The following is a 24,417-nucleotide window of genomic DNA, read 5'->3' as shown; positions in this document are numbered from 1 at the left end:
TGTGAGAACGGGAGCGTGTCTCCATATCAAGCAGACCGATTTACGGGTCAACTGTTCGCACCCTGGCCCGGTCTGCGCGGCCCGTCCTGATCGAAGTTCTGTGGATTCGGTCTTTCCGATAGGAGATCCCGTACGTGTCCTTCGTATCCTGCAGACGAGCTGTGGCCATCGTGGCCCTGGCGACCGGAACACTGTCCATGGTGCCGCTGGTCCCCGCCTTCGCCGACAAGAGCAACATCACGTTCAGCCAGCCCTACGTCCCGTCGATCGCTCCTGGCAGTACCGGCCGGGTCACGATGGTCGCGACGAATGGGCAGGGCTCGGCAGACATCGGCTTGTTCGTGTTCACCGCGCCGCAGTCGACCGTGTTCACGGAGGCCCGCTACTACTGGAACAACGGCCCGGGGAGCCTGCGGTGCGTCCTCTCGGACGGTAACCGGACCATGACCTGCACCCCGGACGCGGCGCGCGGGTACATCTTCGAGGCCAATACGCGTACCAATGTTGCTGTGTCGGTCAAGGTCGCCGACGGCGCCCCGGAAGGCACCACGCTGGACGGCGGGTCCTGGAAGATCGACACCGGCTACACCGGCAGCCCCGTCCCATTCGCCGTCGCCACACCCGTGACCGGTCCGGTGGGTGCCAAGGGGGAGACGGGCGCTGCTGGTCCGGCAGGGCCGAAGGGTGATGCGGGTGCTGTGGGTGCTGTGGGTGCTCCGGGTCCGGCGGGTGCCAAGGGTGATGCGGGGGCTGTTGGTGCCGCGGGTCCGGCAGGTGCCAAGGGGGAGATCGGTGCCGCTGGTCCGGCAGGGCCGAAGGGTGATGCAGGGGCTGTTGGTGCCGCGGGTCCGGCGGGTGCCAAGGGGGAGGTCGGTGCCGTTGGTCCGGTAGGGCCCAAGGGTGATGCGGGTGCCGTTGGCGCCGCAGGTCCGCCAGGTGCCAAGGGGGAGATTGGTGCCGCTGGTCCGGCAGGGCCGAAGGGTGATGCAGGGGCTGTTGGTGCCGCGGGTCCGGCGGGTGCCAAGGGGGAGGTCGGTGCCGCTGGTCCGGCAGGGCCCAAGGGCGATACGGGGGCCCCCGGTACCGCAGGTAGCAAGGGGGCGACGGGCGACGCGGGTCCCAAGGGCGATAAGGGTGACGATGGTGCCCCGGGTCTGGCGGGTGCCAAGGGAGACAAGGGCGAAGCCGGTGTCTCGGGTCCGGCGGGTGCCAAGGGTGACGATGGTGCGCCCGGCCCGGAAGGGGCCAAGGGTGACAAGGGTGACGATGGTGCCCCAGGTCCGGTGGGAGCCGAGGGAGAGATGGGTGACGTAGGTCCGGTAGGCCCCAAGGGCGATACGGGCGATACGGGCGATACGGGCGACGCGGGTCCCAAGGGCGATACGGGCGATACGGGCGACGTGGGTCCCAAGGGCGACAAGGGTGACGCTGGTGCCCCGGGGCCGGCAGGGGCCAAGGGGGAGATGGGCGACGCAGGCCCCAAGGGTGACGCCGGTGCTCCTGGCCCGGCAGGGATCAAGGGGGAGATGGGCGACGCAGGCCCCAAGGGTGACGCTGGTGCCCCGGGCCCGGCAGGGATCAAGGGGGAGACGGGCGACGCAGGCCCCAAGGGTGATGCTGGTGCCCCGGGCCCGGCGGGTACCAAGGGTGACGCCGGTGCCCCCGGCCCGGCAGGGGCCAAGGGGGAGATGGGCGACGCAGGCCCCAAGGGTGACGCTGGTGCCCCGGGACCGGCAGGGATCAAGGGGGAGACGGGCGACGCAGGCCCCAAGGGTGATGCTGGTGCCCCGGGACCGGCAGGGATCAAGGGGGAGACGGGCGACGCGGGTCCCAAGGGCGATGCTGGTGTCGCGGGTCCGGCGGGTCCGGCGGGACCCGCGGGACCCGCGGGTGCCAAGGGCGACAAGGGCGACAAGGGCGACAAGGGCGATGCCGGTGCCCCCGGCCCGGCAGGACCGAAGGGTGACCGGGGGCCCAAGGGCGATCGAGGTCCCAAGGGAGACAGGGGCAACGGGGGCAACGGCAAGGTCGGACCGTACCGGGCACGGGTCATCCCTGGCAGCCTGATCATCCGTAGCGGCCCTGGGCTCGGCTACAAGAAGGTCGGCGCCCTGCCACGGGGCCGGGTCGTGAACATCACCTGCAAGGTCAACTCCACGCGTATCCGGGGCAACCCGCGCTGGTACAAGCTCTCCGACGGCCGTGGCTGGATCCCCGCCGGATGGGCCAACAACGTCGGCGCGATCGAGCCGTACTGCTAAGACCGCGTGCCTGAAGGCGCCACAGAAGTACCCGGCCTGAGCAGGCCCCCTTAGGGCCTGCTCAGGCCGTTGCCGTTGGCCTCGCACCCGCCCAGGACAGCCCCACCAGATCCTGTGACGAGCCCCGTGGGGCAAAGCCGCCCAACGTCCTTCCACTCAGGAGCAGTTCGGGATGATCCGCGACTGGATGGCGTTCGGCTCATTCCCGGTCGTCACCGCGAGCCCCGACAAGCTGTATCCGTACGACCTGGCCCACGCGGCCGCAATACGCGCACGCTGCGGGCTCTGGCGGGACTGGACGGCGCCGGCGATGCAGGTGGCCCAACTGCCGCTGGACACCGCGAAGATGGGGCCCCGTTGCTGAGCATCCGCACGGTGCGTGGGTGGGTGCGTCCGGAGCCCAGGAGCCCGTGGGTGGAGGTGTCCGCGGTCGGCATACCCGCTGATGCGGCTGGGCGATCGTTGTACGTGCCTGCACGGTCGAGGCCCCGGCCTGCCCGACTCTCCTTTCGTACCCTCCCGCGAAAGGGCCCCTCTCCGATGCAGCGTCCTCCTCACTCCTCCCCTCGTCCACTGGTGGGTGCGCCGCTTTCCGTCTGAGAGCTGTGCCTGAGCCTGATCTCCGGTGGTCGTCCGCCCACCGGCCCGCCTCCTCCGGGGCGCGATCGGACCCGGCTCGTCGGTCATACGCCCGTCCTGACCAGGCCAGATGGGCAGACGTGCAGGGATTGGCCGAGAACGCCCGGTTGTGGTCCACAGTCCTGGAATATCGCGTTCCGCATGTGTATGAATACTGACGGTGACGATTTGATCACTTACCTTGCGATCCCGACGAAAGGGCACAGGCATGCCTTCGGCCATGCGTAAGAGGACGACCACTCCACGGGCACGACGGCTGGCCGCCGCGGCCGCCGCGCTGGGCAGCTGCCTGGCACTCGCCGTCCCGGCAGGAACTGCCGACGCGGCGCCCGCCGACCCGGTGACGACCGTCTTCTTCGGCGACTCCTACACCGCCAACTTCGGCATCGCTCCCGTGAATGACCAGGACAGTGAGAGGGGCGGGTGCGTCCAGGCCGCGGAGAACTATCCCGCCGTCGCCACCCGGCGCCTGGCGGACAAGGACATCACGCTCAACGTCCATTCGGACGTCTCCTGCGGAGGCGCACTCATCGAACACTTCGGGAATGAGCAGCCGGTGCTCGGCGGCGGGACGGTGCCGGCACAGCAGGACGCGCTCAAGGACGACACCCAGCTGGTAGTGGGCGGCATGGGCGGCAACACGCTGGGCTTCAACAGCATCCTCAAGCAGTGCTCCGCCAAGCTCCGGGCCCGGACTCTGCTGCCCGGAGAGCCAGTGGACGCGGACTCACCGGCCGGCGAGTGCCGGAACTTCCTCACGTCGGGCGACGGGAAGGCGTGGCTGGACAACCAGTTCGAGCAGGTGGAGTACGAGCTGGAGGAGATGCTCCTGCGCACGAGCTACCGCTCCCCGGGCGCCCAGCGCGTTCTGGTCGGCTACCCCCGGCTCGTGCCCCAGGACACGGCCAAGTGCCTGAAGGCGGCCCCCGGCCAGACGGAACTGCCGTTCGCCGACATCCCCCAGGGCGCACTGCCCGTCCTGGACCAGGCCCAGAAGCGGCTGGACGACGTCATGAAGAAAGCCGCCGAGGACGAAGGCGCCGACTTCGTGGACCTCTACGACCACACGGGCAGCAACACGGCGTGCGACGGCGTCAACCGGGGAATCGGCGGCCTGCTGGAGAACTCCAAGGTCGAATTCCTCAACCAGCCAATCCCGTGGTACGCACACCCCAACGAGAAGGGCCGTGACATCCAGGCCGAGCGCGTGGCCACCAAGATCGAGGAAGTCCTCAACCGCTGACCGGGCCACCCGGCCCCGCACCCGGATGACCCATGCCCTGACGTGCGTCACCTGCTACTGAACGAGGCCCCAGGTCCGCGCCGACCTGGGGCCTCACCACGCAGCGCGGACGGACCTAGGTGTTCACGTACTGCCGGGAGGCGGAGTTCTTGCGGTAGTTGCGGGTCACGCAGCACCCCACCCGCCGGGCGGACAACCGTTCATGTGAGGTCGTTTCACGCAGCGCATGAGGTGTGCGGTTCGCTCGGGCGGGTCAGTGGCCAGTCGCCGTGTCCTGTACGAATGCGGCCCAACTCGCGCTGCTGACAGTGAGGATGGGGCCGCCGAACACCTTGGAGTCGCGGATGTGGATGGCGCGGGGGCAGGTGGCGACCTCTACGCACTGGCCCGAGGGGCTGGTGTAAGAGGACTTGTGCCAGTCATAGGCGACCTCGATGCACTCGCCACCGCTGCTGCTGCTGTAGCTCGACTTGAACCACCGGAGGGTGTTGTTCATGGAAGTTTTCCCACCAACTGTTCTACGAAGCTCAATGACTTACGAGGACTCAGGGACTGTTCCCGGATCTTCGCATACCTCTGAGAGTAGGTACTCACCGCTGTGGCGTCATCGATCAGCATGCTGATGTCTTGGATTTCCATGTATGCCCGATGCTCGTGTTCGCGGGTTTCGATCAAGGTCAACGGCCCTCGGTCGCCCGCGTATTCGCCCTCATCGCCACTATTCAGCGTGAGCACCCGCACAGTGACATTTCGGCGCTTGGCGCACTCGATGAGGTAGAGCAGTTGACCTCGCATGACGGCCTTGTTGCCGATGGTGCGAGAGAGGACTGCCTCCTCGATGATGATCTCGATCATGGCGATCGGCTCGCGGTCCAAGAGCTGCTTTCGTGCAATGCGTCCTACCACCAGCTCCTCCACTCGGGCTGAAGAGTTCAGCGGGGAGCCTCCGTTGAAGAGCGCGCGCATGTACTCCTCCGACTGGAAGAGCCCGTGGATCACGTGCATCGAGTAGATGTGCAGCGACACGGCCTCCCGCTCCAGGTCCGCGAACGCCTGGAACTCGGTTGGGTACCTCTCGCGCCGGATCGCGATCATCGCATCCCTGAAGAAGCCCGAGCCCTCCCCCAGTACCTCTTCCAGCCTCAAGAGCATCGCGTCGCTGGGTGGTTGGGCGAGCGTCTCCAGGGCGCTGACCGCCGCCCCTGTGTAGCCGAGCTCGTTGCCCAGAGTTACCTGTGACCAGCCCTTCTGCTTCCTGATGGCGATGACCATCTTCGCTACCAGTCGTGCCGTCGGGCCTGCCGTTTCCTTGTTGTCTGAACTAGCCACCACGTCCACCAATTCGTTCTCAACCAGCCTCAACCAGCTTCAACCAGTGCCCGCGAAATTCAACCGACCTCAACGGGGATCCGGATTGTTCAACCGTTCTCGGGCACCTATGGAAAACGTAAGCCCCGCCCCATCAAGCTGTCAGCGTGGATACGCAAAGTCGTGAACTAAACATCGGCTGGATTCCCGCCTCCGGCTTCCAACTCCGCAAAGCAGGCGTGCAATTCGATGCCGTACGCATCGAGGGCGAGGAGGGCCGACGCGTCGCCGAGACGCTGGAGGCGATGACCGGCGGGGACCCGGGCCCGATCGTCGTGGAGAGCAAGGGGGTGCGGGCCGTGTACTTCCTGGTGCCGGCCGGGAGTACGTCGTTCCGGCCCTGGCCTCGTGGAGTGACGACCTTCAACTCCGGGCCGGGCAAGGTGAGTTACGTACCAGTGCCCGCGCTCAGTGGTGAGACGTGGCCCGTTGCCTGGTGGCGCCCGCCCATCGGGGAGGACCGGTTCGTGCATCCGGTACTGCTGAAGTGCGTGGCGGAAGGAGTGCTGGTCTAGGCCCTCGTAACCCTGAAGGCGCCGCGTCACCCTAATGGGTGGAAAGAATCAAGTGAGCTTGCGCAGAGGGGAGTTGATGGTCGCGTAATGGGCAGCGACAAAACTTTCATAGATCGGCCCCCGCGGTGTTAGCGCACCCGGGGGCCTGACACCAGGAGCAAACCCTCCCGATGCAGATTCACCGTACCGCGCCCACGCGCGCTTTTTCCATCGTTCAGAACGCCCTGGCTCAGGACCGCAGCATTTCTTGGTGCGCGGCGGGCCTACTCCTGTACCTCATCAGCCTCCCCGAGTGCGCCCGCGCATCCGTGCGTTCGCTGGCCGCGATGCGGACCGAGGGGCGGGCCAGGGTCGCCACCGCGCTGCGTGACCTGGAGAAAGCCCGGTACTTGAGGCGGGCAGTGCTCAAGGATCCCGAGACCGGCGAACTCAGCACCGTATACGAGGTGTTCGATCACCCGTACGACCAGGACGCGGTGGAGCCCGTCGAACCGGATACGTCGAGTCAACCCGAAAGTGGCTGGAACCGGGCCTCCGGTGACGAGGCATCCCCCGCGCCGGGCCAGAAACCTTTGGTTTCCAGTACCCGGGAGAAAGAACCAACCTTCTTCGGCGGGCGCACGGGCGCGGAGGCGCAGCGCGATGCTCGCGCCCGGCGCGCCGAATGGGATGCGGTGGAGGGGCCGGAGGGGCGGATCGGGCGGGCCGCGCGGTTCCTGCACGGGCTGGGGGAGAAGGAGTCCGCGCTGTCGCTGGGGGTGGGCGAGGCGCTGAAGCTGGCGCCGTTGGTGGTGGCGTGCTGGGACGGCGGGATGAGCGAGTCGGTGCTGCGGCGGGTGCTGACGTCGGGGCTGCCGACTCCGGTGTACTCGGTGCCGAAGTTCCTGGCGGGGCGGCTGCGGTTGAAGTGTCCGCCGCCGGTGGCGGCGGCGCGGCCCGCTGAGCCGAGGCCCCGGCATACGTGCGGGGAGTGCGGGGCGGTGCTGCCGCTGGCGGGCCGTTACTGCTCGGCGTGCAAGCGGGCCCGGGACAGGAGGCCGGACGACCGCGAACCGGTGCCGGTGGCCGAGGGCGTACTCGGGTTCATCGAGTCGGCGAAGCAGGGTGCGGCGGCGGCGCGGGCAGCGATGCGGGGCCTGGGCGGCGTACCGGCGTCGGTGTAGGGCGCGCGGGGCTGCCCTGCCCCCATGGACTTCCGGCCCGGATCCGGGTCGGCGGAATCAGGTAATCCAGAGAATGAGAGGGGTCCTCGTGACCACATTGCTCGCTCCACCCGAAGTGGTATACCGAAGGTATACTGTCCTCATGGCCGACACCACGATCAAGGTTGACCCCGCTGTCCGCGACCGTCTCATGGTGCTTGCCAGGGAGCGTGGCATGACGATGCGCGACCTGCTGACCGAGCTGGCCGGGGCCACGCCGACCCGCGAGGAACTGCGCAAGCGGTACGAAGAGACCAAGGCGTACTGCGAGACACACTTCGGCGTGACGCTCACGGACGAGGACCACGACCGGGCCGAGCAGGCCTGGAAGGACTTGGAGGCCGGTCGGCCCGTGGACAGCCTGTGACCCGGTCCGTTGCGGTGGTCTACGACGAGTCCGCCCTGCTCGCCCTCGGCCGGGGCAACCGGCTCGCCTCGCAGTTCCTGTCCAACACCGAGCACGGGCCGACCCGGCACGTCTACGTGCCCGCCGTGTGTCTGGCGACGGCGGACGGCATGCGCAAGGGAATCGCGGACCATGTGGGAGCCCTGCCCGCCGCCGAGATCGTGGGGCTGGACTTCGCGGGGGCCTCGGCGCTGGGCGCGCTGCTCAGGGACGGGGTCGAGATGGCGCTCGGCCACGCGGTCTACCTGTCCCGCCCGACCCTGGACTGGCCGGACGGCCGTCCCGTGGTGACGGTGGAGCCGGAGCTGTACGCGGACATGCCGCTGGTGCGGACGATCCGGCTGCCGTGAGGTGACGTGGTAGCGGGGCCGCAGGCCGTGATGCCTGCGGCCCCGGCCGGGGGGTGGGGTCAGGACGGGTCGCCGTACTGGAGGCCTCGTCCGTTGGTGCCGACGTACACGCGGCCGAAGGTGTCGGGGTCGCCGGAGATGACGCCGGTGCCGCTGATGTTGCCCCACTGGTGGGCGTCGTCGTTGACGCGGAGCCAGGTGGCGCCCCGGTCGGTGGAGCGGAAGACTCCGGTGACGTCCTTGACGGTGCCGATCAGGTACAGGGCCTGGTAGTTGGCGTCAGGTGCGGCCTTGCCGAAGCCGAGCGCGGAGGCGGACTTCACCGTGCTGAGCGGGGTGAAGGTCTGGCCCCCGTCAGTGGAGTGCAGCAGCCCCTTGTCCCCGCCTGAGATCCACAGGTCACCGGCGATACCGGGGACGGCCGCGAGTCGGCCGGTCGGCAGGTTGGCGGCGCGGGCGGCGAAGGTCGCGCCACCGTCGGTGCTGGCGTAGAGCTTGCCGTCGGCCAGCGCGTAGAAGGTCCTGGCCGAGGAACGGTCGGCGACGACCACGGCGCCGGTGCCCAGACCGCCGACCTTCGACCAGCTCGCCCCCCGGTCGGTGGAGCGGTACGGGGCCTGGCCGGCCTCGGTCCAGACGATCGCGGAACCGTCCGCCGCCAGGGCGACCTGGCCGCTGTCGGCGCTGCCCACCGGTTCCGACGTGAAGCCGGTCCAGCTGCTGCCGCCGTCGGTGGAGTAGGCGCCGTCCTGCGCGCCGCCCCGGCCGACGCGGACCATCAGCGCGGGGTTGGACTGCGCGAAGTCGAGGTCGGTGCTGGTGATCATCATCGGGTCCTCCAGCCGTCCGGCGGACACCGTCGTCAGGGAGTCGTGGCGGAAACCGCCCAGGTCACCCATCGCGGTGATGGCGGTGGCGTTGGCGGCGCCGGGCGGGGCGACCACGTCCATCAGCGCGGTCTCCTCCAGGCCCCGGGACCCCACGGCCCAGTGGCTGGTGCCGCCGTTGTCGGTGGCGGAGGCGTCCGTGCTGCGCCAGATGCCGCTGCCGGTGCCGTACATCACGTGACCGGAGTCGAAGGGGTCGATGGCCAGGGCGGTCATCCAGTGCCCGGTGGCGGTACCGACGTAAGGAGCGGCGGAGGCGTTCCGTACCGACTTCTCGGTCTGAGCCTTCCAGGAGTTGCCCGCGTCGGTGGTCCGGTAGATCTCGTCGTGGGGCCACCAGCGGCCGAGGGTGGTGACCATCACCGTGGACGGCTTCTGCGGGTCGACGGCCAGACCGGAGAACCCGTAACTGCCCTTGGACGGGGAGACGTCCTGCCACGCCCCGCCGCTCGGCGTGTACTTCCACACCGAGCCCGCCGTCACGCCGTTGGGCCCGACGTTGTTGGTGTACGTCAGATACAGCGAGCCGTCGCCGGAGAACACGCCGTGCTGCGGCATCTGACCGGTGGGCTGCCCGGATACGGCCTGCCAGGTGCTGCCGCCGTCGTCGGAGCGGTACAGCGAGGTGGACTTGTCGGCGACGCCGACGTAGACCGTCCTGCTGCCGGCCGGACCGTACGTCACGAAGGAGATGCCCGCGCCGCTGCTCGCCCCGTCCTTGACCGGGAACGAGGAGACCTGACTCCATGTCACGCCGTGGTCGGCGCTGCGCCACAGGCCGTTCTTTCGGGTGCCGAGCAGCAGGTTGCCGGGGGCCGAGGGGTTGATCGCGAGCCGTTCGCCCGCCCCGCGGCCGTCCTCGTTGCCGCCCAGCTTGAAGGGCAGTTCGGTGCGCTGGAAGGTGCGGCCCCGGTCGGTGGAGCGCAGCAGCGCGCCGTTGCCCGCCCAGTGGTTGGTGTAGGTGCCCGCCGCGAGGTAGAGGCGTTCGGGGGAGACGGGGTCGGTGGCCAGCGAGTCGATGCCCAGCAGGTTCCAGTCCTTGTCGCCGACCCAGTCGGTCAGCGGGATCCACTGCTTGGCCGCGGTGTCCCAGCGGTAGGCGCCGCCCATGTCGGTGCGGGCGTACTGCAGGCCCTTCTCGCTCGGGTTGAACACCAGTCCGGTGACGTAACCGCCGCCGTTCACCTGGGAGTTCTTCCACGTGTACGGTCCGGCTGCGGTCGGCGCACCGTCGGTTCCGGTCTGCGCGCCGCCGGTTCCGTTCTGCGTCCCGCCGGTCCCGTTCCCCTGGGTCGGGGCCGTTTTCACCAGCCGCCACTGCTGGTTGGTGCTGCCCCTGGCGGGGTACTGGGTGACTGCCGCGCGGTCGGCCGTGGAGCCTCCGGCGACGTCCAGGACCTGGCCGCTCCTGCGGGAGGTGAAGATGACGGCGTCGGAACCGCTCACGTCGTCGATCCGCCACTCCTGAGAGGTGGCGGAGCTGTCGGTCTGCTGCTCAGCGGCGGCGGCCTGGGCGGTCGAATTGCCCGCTATGCCCAGCACCTTGCCGCTGTTGCGGTTCACCAGCTCGTAGTAACCGTCGCCGGTGGGCTTCAGCTTCCACTGCTGGTTGGCGGTGTTCTGGTTGGTCCACTGCTGGATGCGGGTGCCGTCGGCGGTGGAGAAGGCGTCGACGTCCAGCACCTTGCCGCTGCGCACCGAAACCAGCTGGTAGTAGGCCTCACCGTCGACCGGCGCGGCCTGCGAGTCCTCCTGCGCGAACAGAAGATACGGAACGAGTACGGCGGGCACGCCGACCAGCAGACCGGTGGCGGTCCAGCGACGGCGGTGACGCCCGCGACGCCTGCCCTGCGTGGGGTCGTTCGGCCCGCGGTGCCTGCCGCTCGTGGGGTCGTTCATGGGGGGTGGTCTCCTTGCGCGCAATTCACCAGAGGGAACGCGGATCCCAGCTGCCGTCGGCATGACCGGATCCGTTTCCCTGTGGTCACAGGCGCACCAAAGGGTTGCCGCGAACCGGAAACTCCTTTGCGGGGCACTCGCCGCGACGGGCCACTCGTCGCGCCGCCGCTGATGACGGGGGGAGCCGTCGGGCAGGTTCTAACGGGTGTACGTGACCGACTTGCCGTCCGGGGTGGTGCGGCGGAGGGAGCCGTCCGGGAGCAGGACGATCGTGGATTCCTTGCCGGGGCGGCAGGAGGCGGCGGGGCCGGTGACCACGATCGACGAGGAGATGCTGAGCGGCCCCGAGGCGCCGGGGGCTGAGCTGAGGCGGGCCTCGAAGAGGCAGTGGTAGGAGGGGCCGTCGGCGACGAGGGAGAGGACGGGGTCGCCGACCTTGCCCTGCTTGAGGGTGAGGACGCGGGGGTCGCCGTTCACGTAGCCGCTCCAGGTGCCGAGGAAACCGGAGGGGATGGCGCTGGTCCCGGTGGTGGGAGCTTCGGTGGTGGGAGTGTCGGTGGTGGGGTCAGGGTCGGTGGGGCCCTGGGCGTCGGAACCGCCTTGCTCGGTGGGGGACTTGCCGTCGCCGGTGTGGCCGGGGGAGGCGGCGCTGCTGCTGTCGGAGCTCTTCGTGTCGTCGCCGCTGTTCATGAAGGCGTAGACGGCACCGCCGGAGCCGATGGCCACCACCAGGGCCACGGCGATCAGGGCGAGGGTGGAGCGGGAGGAGCGGGGGCGGGGCGTGGGGCCACCGGCGCCGGTGCCCGTGCTGGGGCCGGTGGTTGGGGGGTAGCCGTAGCTGCCGGGCGGGGTGGGGTAGCCGTACGGGTCCTGGGGGGAGTGGGGGGCGTGAGGGGCGCCCTGTGGATAGCCGTAATGGCCGTACGGGGTGGGGGAGTTGGGGTAGCCGTAAGGAGTGGCGTTGGGGTTGGGGTTGGCGGGCGGCAGGGGGTGGCTCTGGGCGGGGCCGTGGGGGGTGCCGGGGGCGGGGGGCTGGTCGGGGGTGCCAGGGCCGTCCGGTGCGCCGGGCTGGGGCGGGACGATGTAGGTGGGCATGAAGTGCACTCCGCCGGAACCGGCGGCTCCGCCGGGATGGTGCGGAGCGCCGGGCGGCGGGGGAGTGCCGGGGGCGGGTGCGGAGGTGGGCGTCGGTGAGGCGGGAGTGCTGGGAGTGCCGGGAGTGCTGGGAGTGGCTTCCTGGCTGCTCTGGCTGCCCTGGCCGTCGCGACCGGGTGTGGGTGGGGGTGTCGCCTCGGGGACGGACTTGACGTAGGGGTTCGCGTTGCTGGGGCCGGCCGGTGCGGCCGGGGGAGTCGCTTCGCCGGGTGCGGCCGGGGCGTGCGGTGTGCCGGAGCCGCTCGCGGTGCCGCCACCGCTGCTGCCGGGCCCGCCGCCGGGCCCGCCGCCGGTCGCGTTCGGCTGTGGGACGGCGTCCGTCGCGAAGGAGGTGGTGGGGTTCTCCAGGTCGAGCAACTGCACGGCGTGGATGCCCAGTTGGGCCACCAGGCTGGCCGGGAGCCAGGGGTCGCCGGGGGTGGGTCCTGGACCCGTGCGGGTCAGCAGCTGGTCGAGGGTCGGGCGGGCGGCCGGGGGCTTCTGGAGGCAGTCACGGATCAGGTCGTGGAGGCTCTCGGGGACTTCCGAGAGGTCCGGCGCCTCCTGGGCGATGCGGAACATCAGCGCGTGCACACCACTGTGCGCCGTACCGAAGGGAAGCTTGCCGGTGGCGGCGTACGAGAGGACCGAGCCGAGGCAGAAGACGTCGCAGGCGGCGGTCACGCGGTCGCCGCGGATCTGCTCCGGGGCCATGAAGCCGGGCGAGCCGACCAGGGCGCCGGTGCGGGTCAGGCCGCTGTCGGTGACCGTTTCGAGGGCGCGGGCGATGCCGAAGTCGATGACGCGGGGGCCGTCGATGGTGACCAGGACGTTGGAGGGCTTGAGGTCGCGGTGGATCAGGCCCGCGGAGTGGATGTCCTGGAGGGCGTGGGTGAGGCCGGCCGCGAGGACCAGCACGGAGCGTTCGGGGAGGGGGCCGTGACCGCCCGAGACGACCTGCTGGAGGGTGGGCCCGGCGACGTAACCCGTTGCCACCCACGGGACTTCGGCCTCGGTGTTGGCATCGAGGACGGGTGCGGTCCACCGGCCGCCGACGCGCCGGGCGGCCTGCACCTCCTGCCGGAAGCGGGAACGGAACTCCTCCTGCTCGGCGAGCTCACGACGGACCAGCTTGACGGCGACGGTGCGCCCCCGGTCGGAGCGGGCGAGATAGACCTGGCCCATGCCGCCTGCTCCCAGACGGGCCAACAGGCGGTAGGCGCCGATGCGTTGGGGGTCCGAGGGCCCCAGTTTCTCCATGGCCATGACTGCTGCGCCACCCTCCCCCGATGTGCCGGCGATGGCCCGAGGATAGTGCCGCCGTACGACAATCGGGTCCGCTGCGCGCTACCGTTCGGTCACTGTCGGTGCCACTTCGGTGCCACTGTCGTCCCGGGCTGCGCCCGGTGCACGGCCGCGCCGCGCGTCCTCACACGCCGGACGGGCTGAAGTTCTCCGCGCGGGCCATGCATTTCGTGGGCGCGACCAGCCGCAACGCACCCGCACGCCCACCCGCCCCCCCCGGGAGGCAAAGGGGTCGACACCCTGCCGAACCGTGCGCCCCAACCCGTACAGGATGGCCATGGTGGATCCCACCCACGGCTCCCTACCCTCCCCCCATGACCCCTCACATCGCCCCCGACCCGGAGCAGGGCGCAGCCGTCAAGGCCGCCGACCGGGCGCACGTGTTCCACTCCTGGTCCGCTCAGGGCCTGATCGACCCCCTGGCCGTCGCCGGTGCGGAGGGTTCGTACTTCTGGGACTACGAGGGCAACCGCTACCTCGACTTCACCAGCGGCCTCGTCTTCACCAACATCGGCTACCAGCACCCCAAGGTCGTCTCGGCGATCCAGGAGCAGGCCGCCACGATGACCACCTTCGCCCCGGCCTTCGCCGTCGAGGCGCGGTCGGAGGCGGCGCGGCTCATCGCCTCGCACACCCCCGGCGATCTCGACAAGATCTTCTTCACCAACGGTGGCGCGGAGGCGATCGAGAACGCCGTCCGCATGGCGCGCCTGCACACCGGCCGCCACAAGGTGCTGGCCGCCTACCGCTCGTACCACGGTGCGACGAACACGGCGATCAACCTCACCGGCGACCCGCGCCGCTGGGCCTCCGACAACGGGTCATCGGGGACCGTCCACTTCTGGGCGCCGTTCCTCTACCGGTCCGCGTTCTACGCGTCGACCGAGGAGGAGGAGTGCGCGCGCGCCCTCCAGCACCTTCAGGACACGATCGCCTTCGAGGGTCCTGCCGGGATCGCGGCGATCGTCCTGGAGACCGTGCCCGGCACGGCCGGGATCATGACGCCGCCCGCCGGTTACCTCAAGGGCGTGCGCGAGATCTGCGACCGGTACGGGATCGTCTTCGTACTGGACGAGGTCATGGCGGGCTTCGGGCGTACGGGCAAGTGGTTCGCCGCCGACCACCACGACGTCGTACCGGACCTGATGACCTTCGCGAAGGGCGTCAACTCCGGTTACGTGCCGCTCGGCGGCGTCGCGATCTCCTCGGAGATCGCGGAGACCTTCGAGAAGCGCGCCTTCCCGGGCGGGCTGACGTACTCCGGCCACCCGCTCGCCTGCGCCGCCGCGGTCGCCACGATCAAGGTGATGGAGGACGAGAAGGTCGTCGAGAACGCCGCCCACATCGGTGCGACGGTGATCGAGCCGGGCCTGCGCGACCTCGCCGAGCGCCACCCGAGCATCGGCGACATCCGGGGCACGGGCATGTTCTGGGCGCTGGAGCTGGTCAGGAACCGCGAGACTCGCGAGCCGCTGGTCCCGTACAACGCGACCGGTGCGGCCGCCGCCCCGATGGCCGCCTTCGGCGCCGCGTGCAAGAAGAACGGCCTGTGGCCCTTCATCAATATGAACCGCACGCACGTCGTACCGCCGTGCAACGTCACCGAGGCCGAGGCCAAGGAGGGTCTGGCGGCGCTGGACGAGGCGCTGACGGTGGCGGACGAGCACACGGTGTAGCGCGTCGGCGTACGTGCTGACCCGCCCGGCGTGGCGATACGCCGGGTAACCCCCCTCTTGTACCGCTCCGGGCGCCCCATAGGGTGTCCGGAGCGGACGAAGGGGGAGCGCGATGCCCGCTGGCCGGACGGTGAACCGCAGCACCCTGCGGCAGCAGCTGACCGACGCACTGCGTGACGAGGTTCTCGCCGGGCGGCTGGAGCCGGGCCGGGCGTTCACGGTCCGGCAGATCGCCGAGCAGTACGAAGTGTCCGCGACCCCCGTGCGCGAGGCCCTCGTGGACCTCGCGGCGCAAGGGCTGCTCGAATCCGACCAGCACAAGGGCTTCAAGGTCCGCGAGTACTCCGTCGCCGAGTTCCGCGGCATGGTCGAGGCGCGCGGGCTCGTCGTCGACGGCATCCACCACCGGCTCGCGGTCGCCGCGAGCGACCTGGCGCCGGACCGGCTCGCGGTGATGCGGCGCCGGGCGGAAGAGGCGTCGCGGGCCGCCGGGGCGGGGGACCTGGACGTCCTCATCGGGTACGACCTGCGGTTCTGGCAAGAGCTCGCCGCGATGGTCGGCAACCCGCACATAGCGGCCTTCCTGCACCAACTGCGCGTCCGCTGCTGGGTGTTCTCCGTCCCACACCTGCGGGCGGAGCGCGACCTGAGTGGTTCCGGCTGCCTGTGGAGCGGCCACGAGGAGGTCGTCACGGCGCTCGCCCGCTGCGACGAGGAGGCGGTGTACGAGGTGCTGGCCGCGCACGACGTGGTGGCGCTGGCGTGGGCGGACCGGTTGGCGGCGTCTGCTGCTGCCGCTGCCGCTGCCGCTGTTTCCGCTGCTTCCGCCGCTTCTGGGAACCAGGTCTGACCGGCGGTCTTCGCGCCGCGCACACATGGCATTACGCTGCCTGGACCGGTCGCCGACCACGGGGCCGGTCGTTGTTGTAGACGCCTCGGACCGTGGAGGAGCCCCCTTGGCCTGTGACCTGTGGCTGGTGCCCCTTGTCGACGTACTGTGCCAGAGCCCCGACAACCCCTTCGCCGAAGAGATCGCGGCGTACGACAAGGCACTCACCGATGCCGGTCTGCCGACGGTCCCGATCTTCCCGTACATGCCGGGCCTCTCCGGTGACGTCGCCCCGGTCGCGGGCTTCGACTACGACGCGCTGCACTTCCTGCGCCGGGCATACCTGCTCCAGGTGCGCGGTCTTGCGGTGACGCCGGTCGACGAACTGGGCGGCGACTACGAGCAGTTGCTCGAAATGTTCGAGGAGACGGCGCTGCAGTCGCATCTCGTCTGGCACTACGACCATGCGGGGGCGTACGTCCCGGTGGACTTCCCGGTCCCGCTCTCCAGTGACGAACTCCTGGCGGGGAGCGGTCCGTTGGGGTCGGCGCAGGGGCTGCTCCGTGAACTGGAGTACGTCGCGCCGGCGATCGGCATCGACCCGGCGAATCCGCCGGCCCCTCCCCTCCCGCCCAGCGGACCCACGTCACTGGAGGAACCGGCCCCCGGCCCCTCCGACCCGTCCCCCTTCGCGCGCGAACGCCACGTCTGGCTGGGCCTGCACGCGGCGGCCACCCGAAGCCTCGGCCAAGGCTCCATGATCGTCTTCAGCTAACCGACCAGGCCGCCCGTCGTCTCGCCCCCCAGCCCTCCTCGCGCACCGGGCCCGCCCGTCCCCTCGCCCCTAGCCCTCTTGGGCAGTGGGGCCGGTGGTCGTCGTGCGGGTGCGTCGTGGCTGATCGCGCAGTTCCCCGCGCCCCTAAAAGCCGCCCCTTAGCCCCTTAGCCTCCTTGGGCAGCGGGGCCGCCCCCCGGGGGCGGGACGGGTGGGCAAGGGGGCGGCCCCACGCAGACCGCGCCCCCTCGCGACCGCATCCGCTGCGCCGCGCGTTCAAACGCCGGACGGGCTGAGGCAGCCCCCCAGCCCCCCCCGCTACCGCGGCGACTCCGGCGGCCTCTGTCTCGGCATGTTCGGCCGGGTCCCCGGTGGCAGTGGCACCCTGCTCGGGTGCCCCGCGGCTCCCTCCGGGCGGGGCGTCGTCGTCGGGGCCGCGCCCAGGGTCTGCATGACCAGCGGCGCCGGGCCGGAGCGGAATTCGACCATCCAGTCCGTCGTCTCGACGCGGATCAGTTCCGTGATGTCCTCCGTGAAGCGCCGGAGGACCCCCAGACACCGTTCCGCCGCCTCGCTCGCCGTCCCCTCCGTCGGCCCGAGGATCTCCCGTACGCTCTCCGACGCCCAGTCGAACTGGAGCGCCGTCAGCCGCCGCTGCACCGCCTGCGCGGTGGCCATGTCCCGCATCCACCCCGACGTCAGCCCGAAGAACCGGTCGCAGGCCACGCACGCGGCGCCCACCAGCAGGGCCAGATAGCCCCAGCCCGCCCCGCCCGGCACCGCCTCCGTCAGGTCCAGGAGGGGGAGCGCGGCGCCGATCAGGACCCCCGCCGCCGCACCGATCCGCAGCGTCCGCGCCCCCCGCCGCTTCCAGCCGCGGTCGGCCAGGTACCAGCGGGCCGTGCGCAGCGCCCCCGCCTCCACCCACCGGTACAGCTCGTCCAGCCGCTCCGCCGGCTCGCCCCAGTCGCCGAGCGGGAAGGGCCGCCCGGCCAGGTCCTCGGGGTCCCAGCCCCAGTCGTCACTGGCGTCGGTTCCGTAATCGGACCCGGACCCGGGTCCGGCGTCGTGCCGGGCCGGCGGCCCCTCGGGCTGCATCTCCGGCTGACTCACCGGGCACTCCTCTGCTCTGGGATCGGCTCTGAAGATCGGCGCTGAGATCTGCTCTGCGATCCGGCTCTGGGATCGGCTGTGATTACGATCCTGGCGGCGTAGCGGCAAACTGCTCCGTACGGGTGCGCTTGCCCTTCCTACCGGCGAACGGCGGGCCATGTGGCCGTTGTCCCGGTATTTCCCCCCGTAGGGGGGCCGTGATCAGGAGGGGAGTGCGGGCCCTCTCACTCGAAAGAGTCACTTCGTACGGTGCGGGGCAGGCCGTCGGGCGACCACGTAGGCTCGGATTGACCGACCTGTAGTGACCGACCCGTAGGAGACATGCCGTGATCCCCGGTGGTGGCCAGCCCAACATGCAGCAGCTGCTCCAGCAGGCCCAGAAGATGCAGCAGGACCTCGCCCAGGCGCAGGAGGAGCTCGCCAGGACCGAGGTCGACGGCACCGCCGGCGGCGGCCTGGTCAAGGCGACCGTCAACGGCTCCGGCGAACTGCGCGGCCTGGTGATCGACCCGAAGGCCGTCGACCCGGACGACACGGAGACCCTCGCGGACCTCGTCGTCGCCGCCGTCCAGGCCGCGAACGAGAACGCACAGACCCTCCAGCAGCAGAAGCTCGGCCCGCTCACCCAGGGCCTGGGCGGCATGCCGGGCCTGCCGTTCTGACGTACGGGCGCCAAGCCCTTCTGTACGGGCCTCCGCAGCAACTACCGTACGTACCAAACAGCGCCGAGCAAGAAGCCAAGTAGCACCGAGCAAGAAGCAGGGAAGGCAATCCGTTGTACGAAGGCGTGGTTCAGGACCTCATCGACGAGTTGGGCAGGCTGCCCGGCGTCGGTCCCAAGAGCGCGCAGCGGATCGCCTTCCACATCCTCCAGGCCGAGCCGACGGACGTCCGCCGGCTCGCGCACGCACTGCTGGAAGCGAAGAGCAAGGTCCGCTTCTGCGCGGTGTGCGGGAACGTCGCGCAGGAGGAGCGGTGCAACATCTGCCGCGACTCGCGCCGCGACCTGAGTGTCATCTGCGTCGTGGAAGAGTCCAAGGACGTGGTCGCGATCGAGCGGACGCGTGAGTTCCGGGGGCGCTACCACGTGCTGGGCGGTGCGATCAGCCCCATCGAGGGCGTCGGCCCTGACGACCTGCGGATCAGGGAACTGCTCGCCCGCCTCGCGGACGGCGCCGTCACCGAGCTCATCCTGGCGACGGACCCGAACCTGGAGGGCGAGGCCACGGCCACGTACCTGGCACGAATGATCAAGCCGATGGGTTTGAAGGTCACTCGGCTGGCCAGTGGTCTTCCTGTAGGGGGAGACCTTGAGTACGCCGACGAGGTCACGCTCGGGCGTGCCTTCGAGGGGAGACGATTGCTGGATGTCTGACGTCACCGAGACCATGCGCGCGGCCACACAGGGGCAGGCGACCGGGCTGGACCAGGAGGCCGCGCAGAAGTACGCGGCCTCGCGGGAGCGGCTGCCGGACCAGGAACCCGATTCGTTCGCGGTCCAGATCGCCGACCAGGTCGAGAGCTTCATCCTCGCCGTCACGGAAGTGGCGAAGGGCGACGAGCCGGACAGTGCCGTACCGTTCCTGCTCCTGGAGGTGTCCCAACTCCTCCTCGCGGGCGGCCGGTTGGGCGCCCACGAGGACATCGTCCCGGACGAGAGGTACGAGCCCGACCTCGGGCCCGAGCCGGACGTGGACGACCTGCGCATAAGGTTCGCGCGCATGCTGGAGCCCATCGACGTCTACTCCGAGGTCTTCGACCCGTACGAGCCGCGCAAGGCGCCCGTCCCCTGCCGCATCTCGGACGACCTCGCCGACGTGGTGACCGACCTGAGGCACGGCCTCGCCCACTACCGCGCGGGCCGCACCAGCGAGGCCCTGTGGTGGTGGCAGTTCTCGTACTTCTCCAACTGGGGCTCCACCGCATCGGCGACCCTCCGCGCCCTCCAGTCCCTCGTCGCGCACGTCCGCCTCGACCAGCCCCTCCAGGAGCTGGACGGCCTGGACACCGACGAGGACCTGGGCGAGAAGGACCTGGAGGAGGCCGCGGGCCGCGTGATGCTGGAAGAGATCGCGGGACCGCTGGGGCTCAAGACGACGTAGTACGCAGCGTTACGAGGACGGGGGCGCGCCGCAGCGAGCGGCGCGCCCCCGGCCTCGTAACGCTCAGTGCGCCTTCGCCCTCGTACCGCTCAGTGCCTCTTCGCCGTAGGCATGGACATGTCGCCGCCGTCGGCCGGTCGGAGCTCGTCCACGGCCTCGACCCGCACCGCCACCGGACCAGCGTCCCGGGCCAGCCGTTCGCGGAAGTCCTTCGACTTCGCCCCTGCGGCGGTGGTGCCGACGGTGAGGCCGGTGGCCCCGTCGTGGCCCGTCGTGCGGATCGGGAAGGCGTACTGCTTCTGGTGCCGCCAGATGCGCTCGCTCGCCGCTTCGACCTCCTTCGCCGACCAGCGCCCCCGGTACAGATCCAGCCGCGAGACGTCGACCTTGGGGTGCGCCTTCGCCACGGCCGCCGCCCAGGCCCGGCCGCGGTCCAGGTCGGTGACGCACAGGGCGACCCTGCCGACCGGCTGGTCGACGGTCATGGAGCTGTACGTGTCGTAGTAAGCGGCATTCGCCCCGGTGCCCCGCTTGGGCGGGTCGACGGCCTCCGCCAGGGCCCGTGCCTCGGGGGTGTTCGCCGGGGTGCCGTCCACGGTCGGCAGCGCCCGCGACGTCAGGTCGCCGGTGGGGCAGGCCCGGACGCCGCCGGGCTCCGGCCGTGCCGTGTCCGACCGGCCGGAGCCCGGGTCGGTTCCGCAGGCGGTGGTGACTGCGAGCAGGGCGAGGACGGCGCAGGCCGATGTACGTCCGCGTCTGTTCATGGTTTCCTCCAGGGCAGGGGCGGTGCGTGGAGTTCCTGTGACTGCGGTGTGACGCCCCGTCCCCGTCCCCGGTTCCGTGTGAGCCGGCACACCTTCCGCGTACGCACCCGGGAGTGGGGCAGCATCCCCGTCGAGCAGGCAGGACGACGCCGGCCAGGCCATCGTGCGAGCGAGACGTCTCACGATGCGATACCTGCCCGGTGTGACCCGCCCGCTCGTTAAACTGACTCGAGCGCAGTAATGAACTGCCGCAATGAACTAACGAGGAGCGCACGTGGGCCTTGTCGTGCAGAAGTACGGAGGCTCCTCCGTCGCCGATGCCGAAGGCATCAAGCGTGTCGCCAAGCGGATCGTGGATGCCAAGCGGAACGGCCATCAGGTCGTTGTCGTGGTGTCGGCGATGGGCGACACCACGGATGAGCTGATCGACCTCGCCGGGCAGGTATCTCCGATCCCTGCCGGGCGCGAATTCGACATGCTGCTGACCGCAGGAGAGCGGATCTCCATGGCTCTGCTGGCCATGGCGATCAAAAACCTGGGCCACGAGGCCCAGTCCTTCACGGGCAGCCAGGCCGGTGTCATCACCGACTCGGTCCACAACAAAGCGCGCATCATCGATGTCACGCCGGGGCGGATCCGTACCGCGCTCGACGAGGGCAACATCGCGATCGTGGCCGGCTTCCAGGGCGTGTCCCAGGACAAGAAGGACATCACCACGCTGGGCCGCGGCGGCTCGGACACGACCGCCGTCGCGCTTGCGGCCGCCCTCGACGCCGAGGTCTGTGAGATCTACACCGATGTGGACGGCGTGTTCACCGCCGACCCGCGCGTGGTGAAGAAGGCGCAGAAGATCGACTGGATCTCCTTCGAGGACATGCTGGAGCTCGCCGCCTCAGGATCCAAGGTGCTGCTGCACCGGTGCGTGGAGTACGCACGCCGATACAACATCCCGATCCACGTCCGCTCGTCCTTCTCGGGACTGCGCGGTACCTGGGTCAGCAACGAGCGGCCCAACGCAGAGGGAGCCCAGCAGGTGGAGCAGGCCATCATCTCCGGAGTCGCCCACGACGTCTCCGAGGCCAAGGTCACGGTCGTCGGAGTGCCGGACAAGCCGGGCGAGGCCGCGGCTATCTTCCGCGCCATCGCGGACGCCGGGATCAACATCGACATGATCGTGCAGAACGTGTCGGCCGCGTCGACCGGGCTGACGGACATTTCGTTCACGCTGCCCAAGACCGAGGGCCGCAAGGCCACCGAGGCGCTGGAGAAGGCGCGGGCGCTCGTCGGCTACGACTCGCTGCGCTACGACGACCAGATCGGCAAGATCTCCCTGGTCGGCGCGGGCATGAAGACCAACCCGGGCGTCACGGCCGGCTTCTTCGAGGCCCTGTCCGACGCGGGCGTGAACATCGAGCTGATCTCGACCTCCGAGATCCGCATCTCGGTCGTCACCCGCGCCGACGACGTCGACGAGGCCGTCCGCGCCGTGCACACGGCCTTCGGACTCGACACGGAATCCGACGAGGCCGTGGTCTACGGAGGCACCGGAAGGTGACCGACAAGCCGACGCTCGCGGTCGTCGGGGCGACCGGGGCGGTCGGCCGGGTCATGCTCCAGATGTTGTCGCAGCACGCCGACATCTGGGGCGAGATCCGACTCCTCTCCTCCCCGCGCACGGCCGGCTCCGTGCTGGCCGTGCGCGGCGAGCAGGTCGAGGTCGTGGTGCTCAGCGAAGAGGCGCTGGAGGGCGTCGACGTCGCGGTGTTCGACGTGCCCGACGAAGTGGCCGCGCAGTGGGCGCCGGTCGCCGTCGCCAAGGGCGCCGTCGTGGTGGACAACTCGGCCGCCTTCCGGTCGGACGCGGACGTGCCGCTGGTCGTCCCCGAGGTCAACCCGCACTGCGCCCGGGTGCGGCCGCGCGGCATCGTCGCCACCCCCAACTGCACCACCCTGTCGATGATCGTGGCGCTCGGCGCCCTGCACGCCGAGTTCGGTCTGACCGAGCTCGTCGTCTCCTCGTACCAGGCGGCCAGCGGCGCAGGACAGCGCGGCATCGACACCCTGCGCGCCCAGCTCTCGCTGCTCGCCGGGGAGCCCGACGCGGGAACCACCCCCGGTGGCGTACGGCGGACCGTCGGCGACGACCTCGGCCCCTTCCCGGCACCGCTCGCGCTCAACGTGGTGCCGTGGGTGGGTTCCGTACGGGACGGCGGGTGGTCGTCCGAGGAGCTGAAGATCCGGGACGAGTCCCGCAAGATCCTCGGTCTGCCCGAACTGCGGGTCACCGCGACCTGCGTACGGGTCCCGGTCATCAGCGTCCACTCCGCCTCCGTGCACGCCCGCTTCGAGTCCGAGGTGACGGTCGAGCGGGCCGAGGAGATCCTCGCCACAGCCCCCGGCGTGGTCCTCTTCGACAACCCGGCAGCGGGCGACTTCCCCACCCCCGCCGACGTGGTCGGCACCGACCCGACGTGGGTCGGCCGGGTGCGCCGCTCGATGGATGATCCCCAAGCGCTGGAATTCTTCGTCTGCGGCGACAACCTGCGGAAGGGATCTGCCCTGAATACGGTGCAGATCGCCGAATTGATCGCTTCGGAACTCGCGCCGAACTGACCGGAATCCTTTGTAGGATCTGTGAACACCCTGTGCATGACCAACAGGTCTGGACCACATGGGGTGGACTTGCGGCGGGAATGGTATCGGCGTGACCGGCGCTGCCAGGGGATCGGGGAAAATGCCTCTGGCCTTGTGGGAACCGGCAGTTGGGCGCTCGGCGTCTCTTCTGTCGCCCTCGGAAGAGGCCACAGCGATCCCTTCTGCTGGGGGAAAATTGGGGCAATGGGGAGGGGCGGTTACGCATGGGGCGAATCGGTGCATCGCATTCACCGGCGAGCACACCGTCAAAAGCGGCGTCCTGCGCGTACAACCCTGACGGGGAGAAGCGTGTCCAACAGGCGTGGCAGCAGAGGTTCTCGACATCACGGCGGTCTCGCTGCGCGGCGCATCAGTGCGCCCGCGGCGTACGTCCCGCGCGCCCGGCGGCATGCCGGTGATCGCTCCCATGCCGGCGGCGCGGCCTGCGCGCATCCCGACGCAGGCGCAGGTCTCGGCGGTTACGGCGGTTTCTCCGGTTACGGCGGTGGCGCCGACCGTGCCCGTTTCTCCGGTCGGGCCCACCCTCGTACCGGAACAGCCTGCTTCGGTACTGGACTCCGCGACGTACGGGCCCTCGCTCGTGGCCGCTGACGAGAAGACCCTGGCAGAGGGCACCACCGTCGACCACCTGACCGAGACCTACCGTGCGCACTACCGCTCGCTGCTCGGACTCGCGGCGCTGCTGCTCGACGACCTCGCGTCCTGCGAGGACGTCGTGCAGGAGGCGTTCATCCGCGTGCACTCCGCGCGCGGGCGGGTCCGCGAGCCCGAGAAGACCCTCGCCTACCTCCGCCAGACCGTCGTCAACCTCTCCCGCTCCGCGCTGCGCCGCCGCATCCTCGGGCTCAAGCTGCTCTCCAAGCCGATGCCGGACATGGCGAGCGCGGAGGAGGGTGCGTACGTCAGCCTGGAACGGGACGCGCTGATCAAGGCGATGCGCGGGCTGCAGCGGCGCCAGCGCGAGGTGCTGAGCCTGCGCTATTTCTCGGACATGACGGAGGCGCAGGTCGCCGAGGTGCTCGGAATATCGCTGGGGTCGGTGAAGGCGTACGGTTCACGCGGGATCGCGGCGCTGCGTGTCGCGATGGAGGCGACCGCATGAACGGGAACAACGGCGGGAGCACAGGTGAGCCGGTGGAACCGGGCGGACCGGATGGACCGGATGGACCGGATGGACCGGACGGGTACGGAAACGACCGCCGCGACCACCCTGCGCGGTACGGGCCGGACGGGCCGAGATACGACCGGACTGGAAACAGGATTGTGAACGACGGGCGCGACGGGCGCGAAGAGCG

At 70.1% G+C, this 24,417-nt stretch carries 22 protein-coding genes; 16 read left to right on the top strand and 6 right to left on the bottom strand.

From position 1 onward, the window contains the following. Positions 1-134 precede the first annotated feature (134 nt). From AB0D18_RS03875 to AB0D18_RS03865, 3 genes are all read left to right on the top strand, one after another. Positions 135-2,261, top strand: a complete 2,127-nt coding sequence (locus AB0D18_RS03875) for an SH3 domain-containing protein (RefSeq protein WP_362412297.1) — start codon at positions 135-137, stop codon at positions 2,259-2,261. A 172-nt stretch (positions 2,262-2,433) separates the two neighbouring features. Next, positions 2,434-2,625, top strand: coding sequence for a hypothetical protein (locus AB0D18_RS03870; RefSeq protein ID WP_362412294.1), 192 nt, complete (start codon positions 2,434-2,436; stop codon positions 2,623-2,625). A 495-nt stretch (positions 2,626-3,120) separates the two neighbouring features. Continuing rightward, on the top strand, positions 3,121-4,143 hold the full coding sequence (locus AB0D18_RS03865; protein ID WP_362412290.1) for an SGNH/GDSL hydrolase family protein: 1,023 nt from the start codon (positions 3,121-3,123) through the stop codon (positions 4,141-4,143). A gap of 253 nt (positions 4,144-4,396) precedes the next feature. Here AB0D18_RS03865 and AB0D18_RS03860 read toward each other — a convergent pair whose 3' ends face one another. Continuing rightward, complete coding sequence (locus AB0D18_RS03860) at positions 4,397-4,639, bottom strand: DUF397 domain-containing protein (RefSeq protein ID WP_362412288.1); 243 nt, start codon at positions 4,637-4,639, stop codon at positions 4,397-4,399. After that, entirely contained in the window at positions 4,636-5,481 is an 846-nt protein-coding gene (locus tag AB0D18_RS03855) for a helix-turn-helix transcriptional regulator (protein ID WP_362412285.1), read from the bottom strand. Before AB0D18_RS03855 ends, AB0D18_RS03860 begins: the two co-directional genes overlap by 4 nt. A gap of 137 nt (positions 5,482-5,618) precedes the next feature. On the opposite strand from AB0D18_RS03855, the gene AB0D18_RS03850 reads away from it, so the two are divergent. The 4 genes from AB0D18_RS03850 to AB0D18_RS03835 all read left to right on the top strand — a co-directional run bounded on the left by AB0D18_RS03850 (position 5,619) and on the right by AB0D18_RS03835 (position 7,984). Beyond that, a complete protein-coding gene (locus tag AB0D18_RS03850; RefSeq protein WP_362412282.1) occupies positions 5,619-6,026 on the top strand; it encodes a hypothetical protein in 408 nt (135 codons plus the stop codon). 170 nt (positions 6,027-6,196) lie between these two features. Beyond that, positions 6,197-7,189 carry a hypothetical protein gene (locus tag AB0D18_RS03845; RefSeq protein WP_362412279.1) on the top strand — a complete coding sequence of 331 codons (993 nt, stop codon included), beginning with the start codon at positions 6,197-6,199 and terminating at the stop codon, positions 7,187-7,189. Positions 7,190-7,331: 142 nt separating this feature from the next. Next, positions 7,332-7,595, top strand: a complete 264-nt coding sequence (locus AB0D18_RS03840; RefSeq protein ID WP_362412276.1) for a hypothetical protein — start codon at positions 7,332-7,334, stop codon at positions 7,593-7,595. Next, positions 7,592-7,984, top strand: a complete 393-nt coding sequence (locus AB0D18_RS03835) for a hypothetical protein (RefSeq protein ID WP_362412273.1) — start codon at positions 7,592-7,594, stop codon at positions 7,982-7,984. Before AB0D18_RS03840 ends, AB0D18_RS03835 begins: the two co-directional genes overlap by 4 nt. 59 nt (positions 7,985-8,043) lie before the next feature. Here the strand turns inward: AB0D18_RS03835 and AB0D18_RS03830 are convergent, their stop codons facing one another. Continuing rightward, positions 8,044-10,770, bottom strand: a complete 2,727-nt coding sequence (locus AB0D18_RS03830; RefSeq protein WP_362412270.1) for an RICIN domain-containing protein — start codon at positions 10,768-10,770, stop codon at positions 8,044-8,046. A gap of 198 nt (positions 10,771-10,968) precedes the next feature. Next, positions 10,969-13,164, bottom strand: a complete 2,196-nt coding sequence (locus AB0D18_RS03825) for a protein kinase (protein ID WP_362413407.1) — start codon at positions 13,162-13,164, stop codon at positions 10,969-10,971. 359 nt (positions 13,165-13,523) lie between these two features. Here AB0D18_RS03825 and AB0D18_RS03820 point away from each other — a divergent pair, with 359 nt between their 5' ends. From AB0D18_RS03820 to AB0D18_RS03810, 3 genes are all read left to right on the top strand, one after another. Then, entirely contained in the window at positions 13,524-14,885 is a 1,362-nt protein-coding gene (locus tag AB0D18_RS03820) for an aspartate aminotransferase family protein (protein ID WP_362412267.1), read from the top strand. A 112-nt stretch (positions 14,886-14,997) separates the two neighbouring features. After that, positions 14,998-15,735 (top strand): GntR family transcriptional regulator, encoded by a 738-nt coding sequence (locus tag AB0D18_RS03815; RefSeq protein ID WP_362412264.1) that lies wholly within the window; start codon positions 14,998-15,000, stop codon positions 15,733-15,735. Between the two features lie 106 nt (positions 15,736-15,841). After that, positions 15,842-16,489, top strand: coding sequence for a hypothetical protein (locus tag AB0D18_RS03810; RefSeq protein WP_362412261.1), 648 nt, complete (start codon positions 15,842-15,844; stop codon positions 16,487-16,489). A gap of 317 nt (positions 16,490-16,806) precedes the next feature. On the opposite strand, the gene AB0D18_RS03805 is transcribed toward AB0D18_RS03810, so the two are convergent. Next, complete coding sequence (locus tag AB0D18_RS03805) at positions 16,807-17,601, bottom strand: SLATT domain-containing protein (RefSeq protein WP_362412258.1); 795 nt, start codon at positions 17,599-17,601, stop codon at positions 16,807-16,809. A 326-nt stretch (positions 17,602-17,927) separates the two neighbouring features. On the opposite strand from AB0D18_RS03805, the gene AB0D18_RS03800 reads away from it, so the two are divergent. From AB0D18_RS03800 to AB0D18_RS03790, 3 genes are all read left to right on the top strand, one after another. Then, positions 17,928-18,263 (top strand): YbaB/EbfC family nucleoid-associated protein, encoded by a 336-nt coding sequence (locus AB0D18_RS03800; protein WP_362412255.1) that lies wholly within the window; start codon positions 17,928-17,930, stop codon positions 18,261-18,263. 113 nt (positions 18,264-18,376) lie between these two features. Next, positions 18,377-18,976: a recombination mediator RecR gene (gene recR / locus AB0D18_RS03795; protein WP_362412252.1), complete on the top strand. Its 600-nt coding sequence runs from the start codon at positions 18,377-18,379 to the stop codon at positions 18,974-18,976. Beyond that, entirely contained in the window at positions 18,969-19,703 is a 735-nt protein-coding gene (locus AB0D18_RS03790; protein WP_362412249.1) for a DUF5063 domain-containing protein, read from the top strand. Before recR ends, AB0D18_RS03790 begins: the two co-directional genes overlap by 8 nt. An 89-nt stretch (positions 19,704-19,792) precedes the next feature. Here the strand turns inward: AB0D18_RS03790 and AB0D18_RS03785 are convergent, their stop codons facing one another. After that, positions 19,793-20,467 carry a hypothetical protein gene (locus AB0D18_RS03785; RefSeq protein ID WP_362412246.1) on the bottom strand — a complete coding sequence of 225 codons (675 nt, stop codon included), beginning with the start codon at positions 20,465-20,467 and terminating at the stop codon, positions 19,793-19,795. Between the two features lie 274 nt (positions 20,468-20,741). On the opposite strand from AB0D18_RS03785, the gene AB0D18_RS03780 reads away from it, so the two are divergent. From AB0D18_RS03780 to AB0D18_RS03770, 3 genes are all read left to right on the top strand, one after another. Beyond that, complete coding sequence (locus AB0D18_RS03780; RefSeq protein WP_362412243.1) at positions 20,742-22,022, top strand: aspartate kinase; 1,281 nt, start codon at positions 20,742-20,744, stop codon at positions 22,020-22,022. Then, a complete protein-coding gene (locus tag AB0D18_RS03775) occupies positions 22,019-23,080 on the top strand; it encodes an aspartate-semialdehyde dehydrogenase (protein WP_362412240.1) in 1,062 nt (353 codons plus the stop codon). Before AB0D18_RS03780 ends, AB0D18_RS03775 begins: the two co-directional genes overlap by 4 nt. A gap of 430 nt (positions 23,081-23,510) precedes the next feature. Next, positions 23,511-24,224: a SigE family RNA polymerase sigma factor gene (locus AB0D18_RS03770; protein WP_362413405.1), complete on the top strand. Its 714-nt coding sequence runs from the start codon at positions 23,511-23,513 to the stop codon at positions 24,222-24,224. Positions 24,225-24,417 lie beyond the last annotated feature (193 nt).

It is taken from the genome of Streptomyces sp. NPDC048442 (assembly GCF_040651475.1).
Taxonomy (GTDB): Bacteria; Actinomycetota; Actinomycetes; order Streptomycetales; family Streptomycetaceae; genus Streptomyces.
Note: the sequence above shows the minus strand (reverse complement) of the source record. Positions and strands in the feature narration are given on the sequence as shown.